Below are 15,766 nucleotides of genomic sequence, written 5' to 3' on the forward strand. Positions count from 1 at the left end.
CGTCAGGCGCTTTGCGCCGCGGCGGCATACTGGTGATGTAGCGCCGGCGCTGGCGTCGTGGGCTGCTCGGCCTGCAGACGGTAGCGGGTCGGCGTCATACCAAAGTGTTTACGAAACATATAGGTAAAGTGGGACTGAGAGGCAAAGCCATAGCACAGCGCGATATCGATGATCCCCTCATCGCTGTGACGCAGGCGCCGGGCGGCGCCGGTGAGTTTGCGCAGGCGAATATAGCGCCCCAGCGACATACCGGTGGTTTCTCGGAAGATCTTTTGCATATGCCATAGCGAATAGCCTGAATAGCGCGCCAGCTCATCCAGGTAGATATCGCGCCCCAGGTGTCGCTCGATCCATTCGCTCAGGGCGCAGACCAGTGCGGCATTGCGTTGTTGCTGGGTCATCGGCTCTCCGCGGCGGAAAATGGCCTGGTCACCTTAGCGGTGACCGTCCATATCATAAGGGAGGGTCGGCAGCGTCAGGGTGCGGTAATACTGCAGGCGCTCCCGGAAATAGCCGCGCAGCGCCTCGGGTTGTTCGCGTTCGACCTGTTCAGCGATCACCGGCATATGGTAACGCTCTTTATAGGACACCCCACTGGCCGCCAGATCGACATTGATGCGATCCATCTGTGCCTGGGGCAGCGTCGCCAGATTAAAACTCATAATAGCCTCCGTTGAGTATCGGACTATTATTTCAGAATTTGGCGGAGGGAAAAAGGGCTGGCCGCCGCGCTGATGCCAGAAGCGCATCGGGCGGCGGCCGGAAAATCAGAAGGGATTAGAGTGGCGCGGCCCTTGGGTTATCGGGCGGCGCGGGCGCAGCAGCGCAAGCAGACCGCCTACGATGGCGGCGCTTAAGACCACCAGATTAAACAGCAGGAAACCGGCCATCAGCATGGTCATCATGACAACGGCGCTCACCAGCATCAGCGCCTGGCGCAGTTTACCCTCCAGCCCCATCTTGCGCGACTGGCGCGACAGATACATCCGCCAGTATTGCATCTGCTGCTGCAGAAAACTACGCAGGCGGCCGGTGGTCGAAGTGGCAGAAGAAACGTCGGTCATAGAAACTCCTTTAAAACCCGGCGGGATCGCGCGGGATAGTGGCAGCCTACGGGATCCCTGGCTCCCGGCACAGTGGATTTAGGCAATTTTACGCCCCTGACAAAAGCTGACACGGCTATCGGGACGCAGCGCATTACAGCAGAAAGATCTTAAGAATTGCTTACGGCATCGCCGCGGGCGCGGCCTGTAAATTATTCACGGCATATGCATTGATTTCGTGTAAAATAAGCGCCCGCGTTGAGCCGGGCCCATGCCCGGTGGAAGCGACGCCTGTTTTAGCACCGGTCGCCGCGGCGGCCGGTCAACAATAACGACGCCTGTGAAGGCGACAGCTGAGGTTGCTCAATGAGCGAAAAATTACAGAAAGTTCTTGCCCGCGCCGGTCATGGCTCACGCCGTGAAATCGAAGCGCTGATCAAAGAGGGCCGGGTAAGCGTGGACGGTAAGCTGGCCACGCTGGGAGACCGTGTTGAGGTGATGCCCAACATGAAAATCCGCGTTGATGGCCGGGTGGTCTCCATCCGTGAGTCTGAGCAGGAAATCTGCCGCGTGCTGGCCTACTACAAGCCGGAAGGCGAGCTGTGTACCCGCCGCGATCCAGAAGGCCGCCCGACGGTGTTCGATCGTCTTCCCCGTCTGCGCGGTTCGCGCTGGATTGCCGTGGGACGCCTGGATATTAACACCTCGGGTCTGCTGCTGTTTACCACGGACGGCGAGCTGGCGAACCGCCTAATGCACCCGAGCCGGGAAGTTGAGCGTGAGTACGCGGTGCGCGTTTTCGGCCAGGTTGACGAAGACAAGCTGCGTCAGCTGCGCCGCGGCGTACAGCTGGAGGATGGTCCCGCCAGCTTTAAGAGCATCAGTTTCCAGGGCGGTGAGGGGCTGAACCAGTGGTACAACGTCACGCTGACCGAGGGGCGTAACCGCGAAGTGCGTCGCCTGTGGGAAGCCGTCGGCGTACAGGTGAGCCGCCTGATCCGTGTACGCTATGGCGATCTGCCCCTGCCGAAAGGGCTGCCGCGCGGCGGTTGGCAGGAGCTGCCGCTGGAAAATATTAACTATCTGCGTGAACTGGTGGAGCTGCAGGCGGAGACCGCCAGCAAGCTGCCGGTTGAGCGTGAGCGTCGCCGGATGAAGGCCAACCAAATCCGACGGGCGGTTAAGCGCCATGGCCAGCACAGCGGCGGCAGCCGTCGTGCGCCGACCACGAAACGCGGCTGAGTTTGTCGCGCTAAACCGCCTGACGGCGGGTAATAAGATGGTTTACACACACCCTGTGAGCGGTACGCTGACAGGGTGTTTTTTTATGGACAAGCCCCTCATGCAAAACGCGCGTTGGGTGGCATCCAGGAGCGGCATATCGGCCTGATGAAAAGCGAATATAAAAATGGTGCGCTGAAGCCGGGCAGGGTTTAAGCCACCCGGTGCGATGCTCATCGCGGCGTCGGCATCCATGGCCATAGCGACGCCGAATCGCGTTAGGCGAGCGAGCGTGAATCAAATCAGCGTTGCCAAAAGGGCGGGGTGCACAGATGTTTATGTCTCGCGCCCAGTTAGTGAGTTAGTCGAACGGACGGGCTATCTCAGGTATTTTCCTCTGCTAAGGCTGGAATCAAGCACAGAAAGTGGTATTACTATAGGGGTATCAGTACGTTATTGGATCGTACCACGGAGCGTCCCCTGGATGGGGGCCGCGGAAACGGTGCGGCACTTTTTTATGGATGGCTTAACGGACAATGAAACTCTTTCTTGCGACCCTGCAGTTTATGACCCGGATCCCGGTATCGCCGCGCTGCAGCGATGATCTGACCCTGAATGATTATCCGCGCGGCATCATCTATTTTCCCTTTGTGGGCTTGGTGATCGGGGTGATCAGCGCGCTGGCCTATGGCGTACTGGCGACCACCTACGGCAGTTGGCTGGGGGCGGTCGCTGCGGTGCTGGCGTCGACCCTGGTGACCGGCGCGTTTCATCTCGACGGTCTGGCGGACACCTGCGATGGGCTGTTCTCCGCCCGTCCGCGCGATCGGATGCTGGAGATCATGCGCGACAGCCGCATTGGCACCAACGGAACGCTGGCGCTGATCTTTGTGATCCTGCTGCAGGTGCTGCTGATCCAGCATCTGGCGGGCGGTAGCCTGCCTATCTATGCCGTGCTGGTGGCGATGCCGGTGATCAGCCGCACGCTGCTGGCCGTCATGATGTTCCGCCAGCGCTATGCGCGCGAGAGCGGCATGGGCAATCTGTATATCGGCAAAATCAGCGGCAGTCACTACGCGCTGACCCTGGTTATCGGCCTGCTGCTGGTGTTTGGTCTGTTGCACTGGCACGCCGTGCTGGCCGCGTTTATTACCTACCTCTTTGCCTTGATATACCGCGCTTTCATCAACATGCGGCTGGGGGGGCAGACCGGGGATACGCTGGGCGCGGCCAACGAGCTGTTTGCGCTGGTGTTTCTGTTGTCGCTGTACTGAGGATATCCCATGGAGCTCTATCTGGTTCGTCACGGCGAGACTCAGGCCAATCGGGATGGCGTCTACTGCGGCAGCAGTGATGTGGCGCTGACGCCGCAGGGGCTCCAGCAGGCGCAGGCCGTGGCGCATCAGCTGCAGGGGATCGCGTTCGACGCCGCCTATGCCAGCCGCCTGCGGCGTACTCAGCAGACCCTGCGCCCCATCATCGGTGCACAGGGGCAGTTTCACGTCCATGCGGGGCTAGATGAGATCAACTTTGGTGAATGGGAGCTGTGTCATCACCGCGATCTGGCGCGCCAGCAGAGCGCAGCCTATCGCGCCTGGTGCGATGACTGGCGCAGCGCTGTGCCGCCGGGCGGCGAGGGGTTCGTCGACTTTAGCGCCCGGGTGGAGGCGGTGATGGCAGAGCTGCTGGCCCGTCACGAGGGCCAGCGGGTGCTGGTGGTGGCGCATCAGGGGGTGCTCGCTCTGCTGTGCGCCCGTTTGCTGGGCATGGCGGCGGAGAATATGTGGCACTTCTCGTTCAGCCAGGGTAGCCACAGCCTGATCGCGATCCGACAGGGGTTTGCGGTGATCCGCAGCCTTAACGATCGCGCCGCGGCAGGCTAGCGGCCGCGGCGCGGGATTACCAGTCGATGCCTTTCTGCGCTTTGACGCCGGCGTTGAAAGCATGTTTTTCCGGGCGGATTTCGCTGACGGTATCGGCCAGGGCGATCAGATCGCGGTGGCAGGCGCGCCCGGTGATGATCACCGACTGGTGCGGCGGCCGGTCGCGCAGGGCGGCGAGCACCGTTTCCAGCGCCAGATAGTGGTAGCTGACCATGTAGGTCAGCTCATCCAGCACCACCAGATCGCGCTGCGGATCGGCGAGCATTCGCTGCGCCTGCTGCCAGACGAGCCGCGCGGCCTGGATGTCTGCGTCGCGATCCTGCGTTTCCCAGGTAAAACCGCTGGCCATGACGTGAAATTCGACGCCGTGGGGCTCCAGCAGGTTACGCTCCCCGTTTTCCCAGGTGCCCTTGATAAACTGTGCGACGCCGACCCGCTTGCCGTGACCGACGGCGCGGGCCACGGTACCGAAGGCGGCGGTGCTTTTCCCTTTCCCGTTGCCGGTAAAAATCATTATGATGCCGCGCTCCTCGCGGGCGGCGGCGATGCGCGCATCCACTTTGTCCTTCAGGCGCTGCTGGCGCTGCTGATGGTGTTGCCGATCCATGATGTTCTCCTGCTGAGCGCGGCGTCTGCGCCGCGCGTCATGTCGATGGGTTAACCCGCTTTCCCGGGGCGTCGCCCCGGCTGGGCATCCAGGCTACGCCCATTTTCACCCAGGCTGTCGTCTCCCATGAGATAGAGATACAGCGGCATAATCTGCGCCGGAGTGCGCAGCGCCTGCGGATCTTCGTCGGGAAACGCGCTGGCTCGCATCGCGGTACGCGTGGCCCCCGGGTTAATCGCGTTGACCCGTATCGCGCTGCCCGCCAGCTCTTGGGCCCATACCTGCATCAGTCCTTCGGTCGCGAACTTGGAGACGGCATAGGCGCCCCAGCCGGCGCGTCCTGCGCGTCCGACGCTGGAGCTGGTGAAGATGATCGAGGCCCGCTCGGCCCGTCGCAGCAGCGGCAGCAGATCGCGAGTCAACAAAAATGCGGCGTTGAGGTTGACCTGCATCACGCTCTGCCATTCGCTATAGGCCTGCTGCGCCAGCGGCGTGATGCTGCCGAGCAGGCCGGCGCAGTGGAGCAGGCCATCCAGATGACCGAACCGCTGGGCGAGATCGTCTGCCAGCGCCTGGCTCTGCGTCGGCGACAGCGTCATCAGATCGCAGCAGAGGGCGTGGGGGCGCGGGGCGCCATCGGCGACGATCTGGCGGCTGACGGCGTCCAGTCGCTCGGCGTCGCGACCCAGCAGGATCAGCCGAGCGCCGTGACGGGCGTAGCTTAGGGCCGCCTCGCGGCCAATGCCGGCGCTAGCGCCGGTGACCAGAATAGTGCGCCCCTGTAACAGGGCCGCGGGGGCTTGATATTGCACCATAAGACTCCCAACGCGTTCGCGTAGAAGGGGAAAATTCTCCGAGGGCAGATCTATAGCCCGTCGCCTGCGCCCCGGTCAACGGGAATATGACGAATGGCGTCATACTGGCGGATTTACCGCCTGTTTACCTGACAATGCTTGAAATTTTGTGACATGGCCTTAGGCTGTCTGACGCAGGGCCATCGCCTCCGGAGATGAGGAGGCCTTGGTCGATGGCATTAACATAACGAGCAACAAGGCGGTGAGTGTGGAGTGGTTATCTTTATATAGCCTGTTTTTGGCCAAGGCGGCGACGCTGGTCGTGGTCGCAGCGGCGGTTGTATTTCTGGTGGTCGGACTGCGCCAGCGTCAGGGCAACGGCGGTGGCGAGCTGCTGCTGACGGACCTGGGCGAACAGTACCGAACCATGCAGCGCAGCATGCGCAGCGCTCGCCTGCAGGGCGCCGCGCTGAAGCAGTGGCGCCGTCTACAGAAGAAGGTGGCCAAGGCGGAGGAGAAGCAGCGTAAGTCAGAGGCGCGCGGTGGCCTGCTGGCGGCAGAGAAGCCCTGCGTCTACGTGCTCGACTTTACAGGCAGCATGGATGCCCACGAGGTGGGCTCGCTGCGCGAGGAGATCAGCGCGGTGCTGGCGGTTGCCGGTCCGCAGGATAGCGTTCTGCTACGTCTGGAAAGTCCGGGCGGTGTGGTGCACGGCTATGGTCTGGCTGCCTCGCAGCTTAAGCGCCTGCGTCAGGCCGGGGTGCGCCTGACGGTGGCGGTCGATAAGGTGGCGGCCAGCGGCGGCTATATGATGGCCTGCGTCGCCGATCGTATTGTGGCGGCGCCATTTGCCATTATCGGCTCCATTGGCGTTGTGGCCCAAATCCCCAACTTTAATCGCTGGCTGAAGAAAAACGATGTCGACGTGGAGCTGCATACCGCCGGCGAGTTTAAGCGTACGCTGACGCTGTTTGGTGAGAATACCGATGCCGGTCGAGAAAAGTTCTGTCAGGAGCTGGATGAAACCCACCTGCTGTTCAAGCAGTTTGTGCAGCGCCAGCGCCCGTCTCTGGACGTGGATAGCGTGGCGACCGGTGAACATTGGTACGGCGAGCAGGCGCTGGAGAAGGGGCTGGTGGATGCGCTGAGCACCAGCGACGATCTGCTGATCGCGGAGATGGAGCAGGCCGACGTGATCGGCGTGCGCTACGTGCGCCGTAAGGGTTTCATGGCCCGGATGGGCATGGCGGCGGCGCAGGGCGCCGATACGCTGCTGCTGCGCTGGTGGCAACGCAGCCAGCGTCCGCTGCCCTGAGAGACACGCGAAAGGCGCGTATCGTCGCGCCCTTCGCGGTATCCGCCGCGCACAGGGCGGCCAGAATCAGTCGGCCAGGTGGTATTTCTCTGACAGCCTGTGGGCCAGATGCTTAAACATGTTGAAGGCCGCGGTGCTCTTCGGCGTCGGTAGGCCATCTTCATCCAGAAAAAACTCGCCGCGGAAAACCAGCACGTTGCCTTTCTGTTCGACGTCGGTTGCGACCATACCTTTCATATAATCCTCATGATCGCGGATGATCTGATTGGCCTCGGCCAGCAGCTGTTCACGTGTGATGGGGGTGGTTTCACTGAACATTTTCTCTCTCCAACTGTTACTTTTCCCCTATTTTACCCTGTCTTCCACGCAGGGCAAGGTGGGGGCGACGTGAGGCGAAAATTGGTAAAAATGTGCGGCGCGTGCTAATTAAGTTGCGTGGCGCTGGCGATCGGGTAGAGTGAGGCACTTCTTGATCCGTACGGAATTTATTGTTTACACTCTGCGCGCGTCGGCTAACGTGCCGCGGAGAGTGTGAGCGAAATATTGCGATAGATCAGTAAATTGTGGGGCACTTGCGCAACGATAGCGCGTTTGAACACAATTGCCTTGACCTCTACGGCGCCTGTCGCAATATACAAAAGAGTTCTATACAGTGCCGGCTTAATGGCGAATTAAAGGCTTCTGGCAACAGAAGGATGCATTCAGGTAAAGAGAATTATGGGTAAAGCTCTCGTTATAGTTGAGTCCCCGGCAAAGGCCAAAACCATAAATAAGTATCTCGGCAATGACTACGTGGTGAAGTCCAGCGTCGGTCATATCCGCGATCTGCCGACCAGTGGCTCAGCCAGTAAGAAGGGCGCGGCCTCGGCCGACGATAAGGCGAAGACGAAGGCCAAAAAGAATGAGCGCGATGCGTTGGTCAATCGTATGGGGGTCGATCCCTATCACGGCTGGCAGGCGCATTACGAAGTTCTGCCGGGCAAAGAGAAGGTGGTGTCTGAGCTAAAGTCCCTGGCCGAGAAAGCCGATCACATTTATCTGGCAACCGACCTTGACCGCGAAGGAGAGGCCATCGCATGGCATCTGCGCGAGGTGATTGGCGGTGATGACAGCCGCTATAGTCGCGTGGTGTTTAACGAAATTACCAAAAACGCCATTCAGCAGGCATTCAGTCAGCCCGGTGAGCTGAATATCGATCGGGTCAACGCCCAGCAGGCGCGCCGTTTCATGGATCGCGTGGTGGGCTATATGGTGTCGCCGCTGCTGTGGAAAAAGGTCGCCCGTGGTCTCTCGGCTGGCCGAGTCCAGTCCGTCGCCGTGCGGTTGATCGTTGAGCGGGAGCGTGAAATCAAGGCCTTCGTGCCGGAAGAGTATTGGGAGCTACGGGCCGATCTCGCCGTTGGCGCAGAGGTCAGCTTCCAGGCCCAGGTGACCCACTGCAACGATAAACCGTTTAAGCCGGTTAACGCCGCGCAAAGCCAGGCGGCCGTTGCCGCGCTGGAGCACGCCCGCTTCGCGGTGCGTGAGCGCGAGGATAAGCCGACCAGCAGCAAGCCGTCTGCGCCCTTTATCACCTCGACACTGCAGCAGGCGGCCAGTACTCGCCTTGGCTTTGGGGTGAAGAAAACCATGATGATGGCCCAGCGTCTGTACGAGGCAGGGTACATTACCTATATGCGTACCGACTCGACCAACCTGAGTCAGGACGCTCTGAATATGGTGCGGGCCTATATCGGCGATAATTTTGGTGCGGAGTACCTGCCGGCGGACGCCAACGTCTACGCCAGCAAGGACAATTCCCAAGAGGCCCACGAGGCGATTCGCCCGTCAGACGTCAACGTGCTGGCCGACGATCTCAAAGGGATGGAGGCCGATGCGCTGAAGCTGTATCAGCTGATTTGGCGCCAGTTCGTCGCCTGCCAGATGACGGCGGCCAAGTACGATGCTAGCACCATTACCGTGCAGGCCGCGGATTATACTCTGAAGGCGCGCGGGCGCACCCTGCGCTTTGACGGTTGGACTCGCGTGCTGCCTCAGCTGCGTAAGGGCGATGAAGATCGCGCTCTGCCGGCGGTGGAGAGCGGGCGGGCGCTGGATCTGCTGCAGCTGCAGCCAAGCCAGCACTTTACCAAGCCCCCGGCCCGATTCAGCGAAGCCTCGCTGGTGCGCGAGCTGGAGAAGCGCGGCATCGGCCGTCCATCGACCTATGCGGCGATTATCTCGACGATCCAGGATCGCGGCTATGTGCGCACCGATAACCGTCGTTTCTACGCGGAGAAGATGGGGGAGATCGTTACCGATCGCCTGGAAGAGAACTTCCGCGAGCTGATGAGCTACGACTTTACCGCGCACATGGAAGATGGCCTGGACCGCGTCGCTAGCGCTCAGGCTGACTGGAAAGTGATGCTGGACGGCTTTTTCAGCGACTTCAGCCAACAGCTGGAGGTCGCAGAGAAGCCGCCGGAAGAAGGGGGAATGCGCCCCAACCCGATGGTACTGACCAGCATCGCCTGTCCGACCTGTGAGCGGCAGATGGGGATCCGTACCGCCAGCACCGGGGTTTTCCTGGGGTGCTCGGGCTATGCGCTGCCGCCCAAAGAGCGCTGTAAAACCACCATCAATCTGGTGCCGGAGGCCGAGGTGCTTAACGTGCTGGAGGGCGATGATGCGGAAACCAACGCCCTGCGCGCGAAGCGTCGCTGCCCGAAATGCGGTACGGCGATGGACAGCTACCTGATCGATAACCACCGTAAGCTGCACGTGTGCGGTAATAACCCCGCCTGCGATGGCTATGAGGTAGAAGAGGGCGAGTTTCGTATCAAGGGGTATGACGGCCCGATCGTGGAGTGCGATAAGTGCGGCGCCGAAATGCATCTGAAGATGGGGCGCTTTGGCAAGTATATGGGGTGCACCAACGAAGCCTGTAAAAACACCCGTAAGATCCTGCGTAACGGTGAGGTCGCGCCGCCGAAAGAGGACCCGGTACCGCTGCCGGAGCTGGCGTGTGAGAAGTCAGACGCCTATTTCGTGCTGCGTGACGGTGCCGCGGGGGTGTTCCTGGCCGCCAACACCTTCCCTAAATCGCGTGAAACCCGCGCCCCGCTGGTGGAAGAGCTGTATCGCTTCCGCGATCGCCTGCCGGAAAAACTGCGCTATCTGGCAGAGGCACCGCAGCAGGATGAGCAGGGCAATGCCACGCTGGTGCGCTTTAGCCGGAAAACCAAGCAGCAGTATGTTTCCAGCGAGAAGGAGGGTAAGGCGACGGGCTGGACCGCGTTCTTTATCGATGGAAAGTGGGTCGTATCAGAGAAAAAGTAATCCCGCAGGGAGATGCTTCTATGCCGGCCTTTGGGCCGGCATTTTTATAGGGTTCACCGTGCCAAGCAATAACAAGTGCTATTGCTTTGTTATCTGTTTATACGTTCAGTAACATAATGATATAGTGGTTATATTAAATCCGTTTTCCGGTTTTTAATGTTATTTGCATGCCATGCGTCGCAATAACCAATGATAACTTAGGATGGCACAGGCTATGAAATTGCAGCAGCTTCGTTATATTGTTGAAGTTGTTAACCACAACCTTAACGTTTCCTCTACCGCGGAGGGGCTTTACACCTCACAGCCCGGTATCAGCAAGCAGGTGCGCATGCTGGAGGATGAGCTGGGGGTTCAGATCTTTTCGCGCAGCGGCAAGCACCTCACGCAGGTGACGCCGGCGGGACAGGAGATCATTCGGATTGCTCGCGAGGTGCTGTCCAAAGTCGATGCCATCAAGGCCGTAGCCGGTGAGCATACCTACCCCGATCAGGGGTCGCTGTATGTCGCGACGACCCACACGCAGGCTCGCTATGCCCTTCCTGCGGTGATCCAGGATTTTATCAAGCGCTATCCGCGGGTATCGCTGCACATGCATCAGGGGTCGCCGAGTCAAATTGCCGAGGCCGTTTGCAAGGGGAACGCCGATTTCGCCATCGCGACGGAGGCGCTGCACCTGTATGCCGATCTGGTGATGCTGCCTTGCTATCACTGGAATCGAGCGCTGGTGGTGACGCCGGATCATCCGCTGGCCGGGCGCGATCAGGTCAGTATTGAAGAGCTGGCGGAGTACCCCTTGGTGACCTACACCTTTGGCTTCACCGGGCGCTCCGCGCTGGACAGCGCCTTCAGTCAGGCGGGGCTGACGCCGCGTATCGTCTTTACCGCAACGGATGCGGATGTGATCAAGACCTATGTGCGGCTGGGGCTGGGGGTAGGGGTGATCGCCGGAATGGCCCTTGACCCGCAGATCGATGGTGATCTGGTCGCGCTGGACGCCAGCCATCTGTTTGGCTACAGCACCACGAAGATCGGTTTTCGCCGCAGCACTTTCCTGCGCAGCTATATGTACGATTTTATTGCTCGCTTTGCGCCTCATCTGACGCGGGAGGTGGTTGATGCCGCGCTGGCATTGCGCAGTAATGAGGAAATAGAGGCGATGTTTCAGGATATCGCGCTACCGGTAAAATAATCGGCAAATTCGACGTCCGTCGCCGCCTTTGCTGCGGACGTCGAGCTGTTTTACGTCGTCGGGTATTTTTTTATTCCGCAGCCTTTCCTCTGCGACCTTGTCCGTTAACGCTGAACATTTATCGGGATGCAATAGGTGATATAAGCTGCGCTGGTATCAGATAGGTCATATAAACAGCGGTACGCAGAGATCCTCTCCCTTTTCACGCGCGGTGCATCGCCGGCGTCGGCACCAGCTTGCTACAAATTAGCATTTTTCCAAATAATTATATAAATAATTATCTAGTAAAAATATATTCATTCTAATCAAGATATTACCAATAGGTGCTGTGAGTGAGATCACGAGATGGCAAGAGGCTATGGGGCTGAGCTATCTATTTGGCACTTTTTTTGAAAAGTGCTAAAAAAACAATTTGTAGTATGAATAATATGGCGTAGTCGGCCTAAAGTGAGGATGGAATCGGCTCAAAATGTATAATACATCGCATTTTAAACTTATTATTTCACTTTTTTCGCGGATAAGAGGATGACGAATGCGTCAGAATAGCGTAAAAAGGAGGACATGAGAGTCAAGGAAAACCAAAGGGTGAGTGCTGGAAAAATGAACGTCGCTGTGGCAGCAGAAAACGCTACGCATGGCAACTTATTTCAGCATAAACATGACCAGTTTTCCGCCGACCGTTTTATTTCTGTGCGACATGTCGTTCACTGAATAAAAATGGCTTGCCATTGAATTGAGAGTATGTGATAACGCATTGGAGTAAAGCGAGGTACAGTTCTGTCTATGTGTGGCATTTTCAGTAAAGAAGTTCCGAGTAAAAACGTTTGCGTTGCTTACTACTTCTCTGCCGAACCTTATCTTAGTGCCTCAAGCAGTAACGACTCTAGTTTGTCTGTGTAACGCCCTCGGGCGGTTTAATCAATAGTAAGGAAATACGTAAGATGGCTAAGATCAAAGGTCAAGTGAAGTGGTTCAACGAAGCGAAGGGTTTCGGTTTCATCACCCCGGCTGACGGCAGCAAGGACGTGTTCGTTCACTTCTCTGCAATCCAGGGCAACGGTTTCAAAACTCTGGCTGAAGGTCAGCACGTAGAGTTCGAAATCCAGGATGGCCAGAAAGGCCCGTCTGCTGTTAACGTAACTGCTATCTAAGTTAGCTGCGTTAGTGGTTAAAAACCCGCCGCCGGCGGGTTTTTTTACGTCCGTAGCCAGCCTGGGCGCCTATGTCCAGCGCGAGTGCCTTGCACCTGGCGCCGTCGCCCCCGATAATACCCGTCCTGTGTTGCCCCCGTCTCCATCGACGGCGGCGCGATTCCTCCAAGATAAGAGTAAACGCCATGCCGTACCAATGTCCCCTGTGCCACTCACCGCTGCGCCAAGATGCGCACCAGTGGTGCTGCGTTAACAACCATCGCTTTGACTGCGCGAAAGAGGGGTATGTCAACCTGATGCCGGTGCAGTTTAAACACTCGCGTCAGCCAGGCGACAGCAGTGAGATGATGCAGGCCCGTCGGGCCTTTTTGCAGGCGGACCATTACCTGCCGCTGCGCGACGCCGTACAAGGCCTTCTGGCGCGCTATTTACCCGCTGACGGCGGTAACGTTTTGGACATCGGCTGTGGCGAGGGATATTACACCGCCAGCTGGGCCAGCGTGCGGGGGGCGCAGGTGTATGGGCTGGACATCGCCAAGGTGGCCATTCGCTATGCGGCGCGGCGCTATCCGCAGGTTCACTTCTGCGTGGCGTCCAGTCTGCGCCTGCCGTTCGCCGATGCCAGCATCGGCGGTGCGGTACGTATCTACGCGCCGTGCAATGCGCAGGAGCTGGCGCGAGTGGTGGCGACGGGGGGCTGTCTGGTGACCGTGACGCCGGCGGAGCGTCATTTGTATCAGCTGAAAGCGTTGGTCTACCCCGAGGTGCATCTGCATGCCCAGAAGGCGGAGTCGCTGCCGGGCTTTACCCTGGTCGAGAGCCAGCGTCTGGGCTATGCCATGACGCTGAACGGGGACGAGGCGGCAGCGCTGCTGCAGATGACGCCCTTTGCCTGGCGGGCGCCGCAGGGGGTTGCAGAGGCGCTGCTGGCGCGCGCGACGTTTGAGTGTGAGACTGACTTCTTGATCCGGGTCTATCGCCGCGACTGAGGCGGCGGTAGAGAGGGGGCCTGGGAGCGACGCCCCTAGGCGGACTTCTGCTGATGCTCTAGCATAAACTTAAAGATCTCGTCCAGCGAGTCCAGGTTGGCCACCTGGATCAGTAGGCGCCGTTTTTCTAACGCGATCACCAGAATGCCGTCTTCCGACAGGTTCATGCTGCGGATGCGCGCATAGTCGATAAACACGTTGCCATAATAGAATCCCTGCGCTTTAAACAGCAGCTTGGGCCAGCGTAGATAGAAAATATAGATCGAGACGATTATCAGGCTAGCCAGTAGCCAGGTGGTAAAGGGCTCGCCCTGATCGCTGATGTTGCGGTAGGCCAAGATCGCCAGCAGTCCGACAAAGATCAGGCTATCGGCCTTATTGCGCCGCTTCAGGTTCACCCGCAGCAGGGTCGCACCGCGCTGGCGCGGCATAATGGCTTCGTCATAGATAGCGTACAGCAGAAACAGCACGATAAAGACCAACAGGGCGATATCGGTTAAAGACATGAACAACTCCGCAGGCTGGGGGTAAAACGGCACCGGACGGCCTGGGCCGTCCGGTGCTGGGGAAGATTACTGACCGAGCAGGCCGATCCAGTAACCGAAGATACCGATAAAGAAGAAGCCCACGATGATCCACAGGGCGTTCACCTTACGGCGCAGCAGCCACATACAGCCAAAGGTCAGCAGCAGCGGCACCAGGCCCGGCATCAGCTGGTCCAGAATGTTCTGTACCGTGGTGACGGTGGTGTGGCCCTCTTGGTTGGTCACCTTGGAGACCACCAGCGGAATGTTGACGTGGGTCCACTTGTTGACCAAGGCCCCCATGACAAACAGGCCGAGGATAGACGCCCCTTCCGTCAGTTTCTGCAGGAAGCCACCGCCCATATCGGAAACGATATCGACCCCTTTCTTATAGCCGTAGGCGACGCCGTAGTAACGTACCAGCAGACGCACCAGGTTAAACAGCACGAAGAACAGGATCGGGCCAAGCAGGCTACCGGTCATAGCGATACCGGCGCCGAGGGCGGCGAAGACCGGACGGACGGTACCCCAGAAGATCGGGTCACCGACGCCGGCCAGCGGCCCCATCAGACCGACCTTGATACCGTTGATCGCGGCATCGTCGATCGGTGCGCCGTTGGCGCGCTCTTCTTCCATCGCCATGGTGACGCCGAGGACCGGCGCCGCGACGAACGGCTGGGTGTTAAAGAACTCCAGGTGGCGACGGATCGCCTGGCGGCGCTCTTCGCTGTTCTCCGGGTACAGGCGACGGATTACCGGCACCATGGAGAAACAGAAGCCCAGCGCCTGCATACGTTCGAAGTTCCATGAACCCTGGAAAAGGTTAGAGCGCAGGAATACACCGCGGATATCGCCAGCGGTCAGCCTCTTCTCACCCTGAGACGGGGTTACAGATGAAGTCGTATCAACCATTTTTCTCACCTTCTCTCTTAGTCCAGTTCGTTGTCGAGATCGTTATTGCCGTTGGCAGCGGACTGTACCACCTGTGCCTTGTTGTATTTCGGGCTGAGCTGGATATACAGGATGGCCATGACCAGACCCAACACACCCAGTGCAACCAGGTTGAAGTTGGTGAACGCGGCGGTGACAAAACCCAGGTAGAAGAACGGCATCAGGTAGCCAGCGCGCATCATGTTGATGACCATGGCGTAACCGACGACGACGATCATCCCGCCTGCGATACCCAGACCGGTGGTGACGACCTCCGGAATGGCGCTCAGCATGGAGTGAACGGCATCGGTACCGACGGAGACGGCAACGATCACGGCCGGGATGGCGATACGCATTGCCTGCAGCAGCAGGGCGGAACAGTGCAGGTAAGAGATGGCGCGCAGATCCCCTCGCTCGGCGGCACCGTCAGCCGCGTGCTGGAAGCCCACGGTGATGGTACGTACGATGATGGTCAGCACCTGACCGGCGGCGGCCAGCGGGATCGCCAGCGCGATACCGGCGCCGATGCTCTGTCCACCGGCGATGACCAGGATGGTCGAGATGATGGAGGCCAGGGCGGCATCGGGTGCAACGGCGGCACCGATGTTCATCCAGCCCAGGGCGATCATCTCCAGGGTACCCCCGATGATGATGCCGGTCTTCATATCGCCGAGCACGATACCGATCAGGGTACAGGCGACCAGCGGGCGGTGGAACTGAAACTCATCGAGGATAGAACCCATCCCCGCAATACATGCCACGATAAATATCAGCACAATCTGAAGAGTGGTAATCTCCATTG

Annotated in this window: 18 protein-coding genes; 9 read left to right on the forward strand and 9 right to left on the reverse strand. The window is 59.1% G+C overall.

The window, feature by feature from the left end; translation table 11 throughout:
* Positions 1–2: 2 nt before the first annotated feature.
* From L1P05_RS07535 to L1P05_RS07545, 3 genes are all read right to left on the reverse strand, one after another.
* Positions 3–401, reverse strand: a complete 399-nt coding sequence (locus L1P05_RS07535) for a helix-turn-helix domain-containing protein (protein WP_012848395.1) — start codon at positions 399–401, stop codon at positions 3–5.
* Positions 402–434: 33 nt separating this feature from the next.
* Complete coding sequence (locus L1P05_RS07540; protein WP_012848396.1) at positions 435–662, reverse strand: DNA polymerase III subunit theta; 228 nt, start codon at positions 660–662, stop codon at positions 435–437.
* A gap of 105 nt (positions 663–767) precedes the next feature.
* A complete protein-coding gene (locus L1P05_RS07545) occupies positions 768–1,064 on the reverse strand; it encodes a hypothetical protein (protein ID WP_012848397.1) in 297 nt (98 codons plus the stop codon).
* A 345-nt stretch (positions 1,065–1,409) separates the two neighbouring features.
* On the opposite strand from L1P05_RS07545, the gene rluB reads away from it, so the two are divergent.
* From rluB to L1P05_RS07560, 3 genes are all read left to right on the forward strand, one after another.
* Positions 1,410–2,285: a 23S rRNA pseudouridine(2605) synthase RluB gene (rluB, locus tag L1P05_RS07550; protein WP_012848398.1), complete on the forward strand. Its 876-nt coding sequence runs from the start codon at positions 1,410–1,412 to the stop codon at positions 2,283–2,285.
* Between the two features lie 515 nt (positions 2,286–2,800).
* Positions 2,801–3,538, forward strand: coding sequence for an adenosylcobinamide-GDP ribazoletransferase (gene cobS / locus L1P05_RS07555; protein ID WP_012848399.1), 738 nt, complete (start codon positions 2,801–2,803; stop codon positions 3,536–3,538).
* A gap of 9 nt (positions 3,539–3,547) precedes the next feature.
* Positions 3,548–4,147, forward strand: a complete 600-nt coding sequence (locus L1P05_RS07560; RefSeq protein WP_012848400.1) for an adenosylcobalamin/alpha-ribazole phosphatase — start codon at positions 3,548–3,550, stop codon at positions 4,145–4,147.
* A gap of 16 nt (positions 4,148–4,163) precedes the next feature.
* Here L1P05_RS07560 and cobO read toward each other — a convergent pair whose 3' ends face one another.
* Both cobO and L1P05_RS07570 read right to left on the reverse strand, forming a co-directional pair.
* Positions 4,164–4,754 carry a cob(I)yrinic acid a,c-diamide adenosyltransferase gene (cobO, locus tag L1P05_RS07565; RefSeq protein ID WP_012848401.1) on the reverse strand — a complete coding sequence of 197 codons (591 nt, stop codon included), beginning with the start codon at positions 4,752–4,754 and terminating at the stop codon, positions 4,164–4,166.
* A 50-nt stretch (positions 4,755–4,804) separates the two neighbouring features.
* The gene (locus L1P05_RS07570) at positions 4,805–5,566 is read right to left on the reverse strand and encodes a YciK family oxidoreductase (RefSeq protein WP_370686064.1); all 762 of its coding nucleotides are present in this window, start codon (positions 5,564–5,566) and stop codon (positions 4,805–4,807) included.
* A gap of 250 nt (positions 5,567–5,816) precedes the next feature.
* Between L1P05_RS07570 and sohB the strand changes: the two genes are divergently transcribed.
* Positions 5,817–6,863, forward strand: coding sequence for a protease SohB (sohB, locus tag L1P05_RS07575; protein ID WP_012848403.1), 1,047 nt, complete (start codon positions 5,817–5,819; stop codon positions 6,861–6,863).
* A gap of 66 nt (positions 6,864–6,929) precedes the next feature.
* On the opposite strand, the gene L1P05_RS07580 is transcribed toward sohB, so the two are convergent.
* Positions 6,930–7,181, reverse strand: a complete 252-nt coding sequence (locus L1P05_RS07580; RefSeq protein ID WP_012848404.1) for a YciN family protein — start codon at positions 7,179–7,181, stop codon at positions 6,930–6,932.
* Between the two features lie 399 nt (positions 7,182–7,580).
* Between L1P05_RS07580 and topA the strand changes: the two genes are divergently transcribed.
* The 5 genes from topA (at position 7,581) to rlmA (ending at position 13,510) form a co-directional block, all read left to right on the forward strand.
* The gene (gene topA / locus L1P05_RS07585; RefSeq protein ID WP_012848405.1) at positions 7,581–10,181 is read left to right on the forward strand and encodes a type I DNA topoisomerase; all 2,601 of its coding nucleotides are present in this window, start codon (positions 7,581–7,583) and stop codon (positions 10,179–10,181) included.
* A 214-nt stretch (positions 10,182–10,395) separates the two neighbouring features.
* Positions 10,396–11,370, forward strand: a complete 975-nt coding sequence (gene cysB, locus L1P05_RS07590; protein WP_012848406.1) for an HTH-type transcriptional regulator CysB — start codon at positions 10,396–10,398, stop codon at positions 11,368–11,370.
* A 783-nt stretch (positions 11,371–12,153) separates the two neighbouring features.
* Entirely contained in the window at positions 12,154–12,270 is a 117-nt protein-coding gene (locus tag L1P05_RS07595; protein WP_071818514.1) for a DUF2627 domain-containing protein, read from the forward strand.
* A 41-nt stretch (positions 12,271–12,311) separates the two neighbouring features.
* Complete coding sequence (cspE, locus tag L1P05_RS07600; protein WP_004094893.1) at positions 12,312–12,521, forward strand: transcription antiterminator/RNA stability regulator CspE; 210 nt, start codon at positions 12,312–12,314, stop codon at positions 12,519–12,521.
* Positions 12,522–12,706: 185 nt separating this feature from the next.
* Positions 12,707–13,510, forward strand: coding sequence for a 23S rRNA (guanine(745)-N(1))-methyltransferase (gene rlmA, locus L1P05_RS07605; RefSeq protein ID WP_012848407.1), 804 nt, complete (start codon positions 12,707–12,709; stop codon positions 13,508–13,510).
* A gap of 35 nt (positions 13,511–13,545) precedes the next feature.
* On the opposite strand, the gene L1P05_RS07610 is transcribed toward rlmA, so the two are convergent.
* The 3 genes from L1P05_RS07610 to L1P05_RS07620 all read right to left on the reverse strand — a co-directional run bounded on the left by L1P05_RS07610 (position 13,546) and on the right by L1P05_RS07620 (position 15,764).
* Positions 13,546–14,016: a DUF986 family protein gene (locus L1P05_RS07610; protein WP_012848408.1), complete on the reverse strand. Its 471-nt coding sequence runs from the start codon at positions 14,014–14,016 to the stop codon at positions 13,546–13,548.
* A 66-nt stretch (positions 14,017–14,082) separates the two neighbouring features.
* A complete protein-coding gene (locus tag L1P05_RS07615; protein ID WP_005285361.1) occupies positions 14,083–14,946 on the reverse strand; it encodes a PTS mannose transporter subunit IID in 864 nt (287 codons plus the stop codon).
* Between the two features lie 17 nt (positions 14,947–14,963).
* Complete coding sequence (locus L1P05_RS07620; protein ID WP_012848409.1) at positions 14,964–15,764, reverse strand: PTS mannose/fructose/sorbose transporter subunit IIC; 801 nt, start codon at positions 15,762–15,764, stop codon at positions 14,964–14,966.
* Between the last annotated feature and the right edge of the window lie 2 nt (positions 15,765–15,766).

It is taken from the genome of Edwardsiella piscicida, from assembly GCF_021733145.1.
In the GTDB taxonomy this organism is placed as follows: Bacteria; Pseudomonadota; Gammaproteobacteria; order Enterobacterales; family Enterobacteriaceae; genus Edwardsiella; species Edwardsiella piscicida.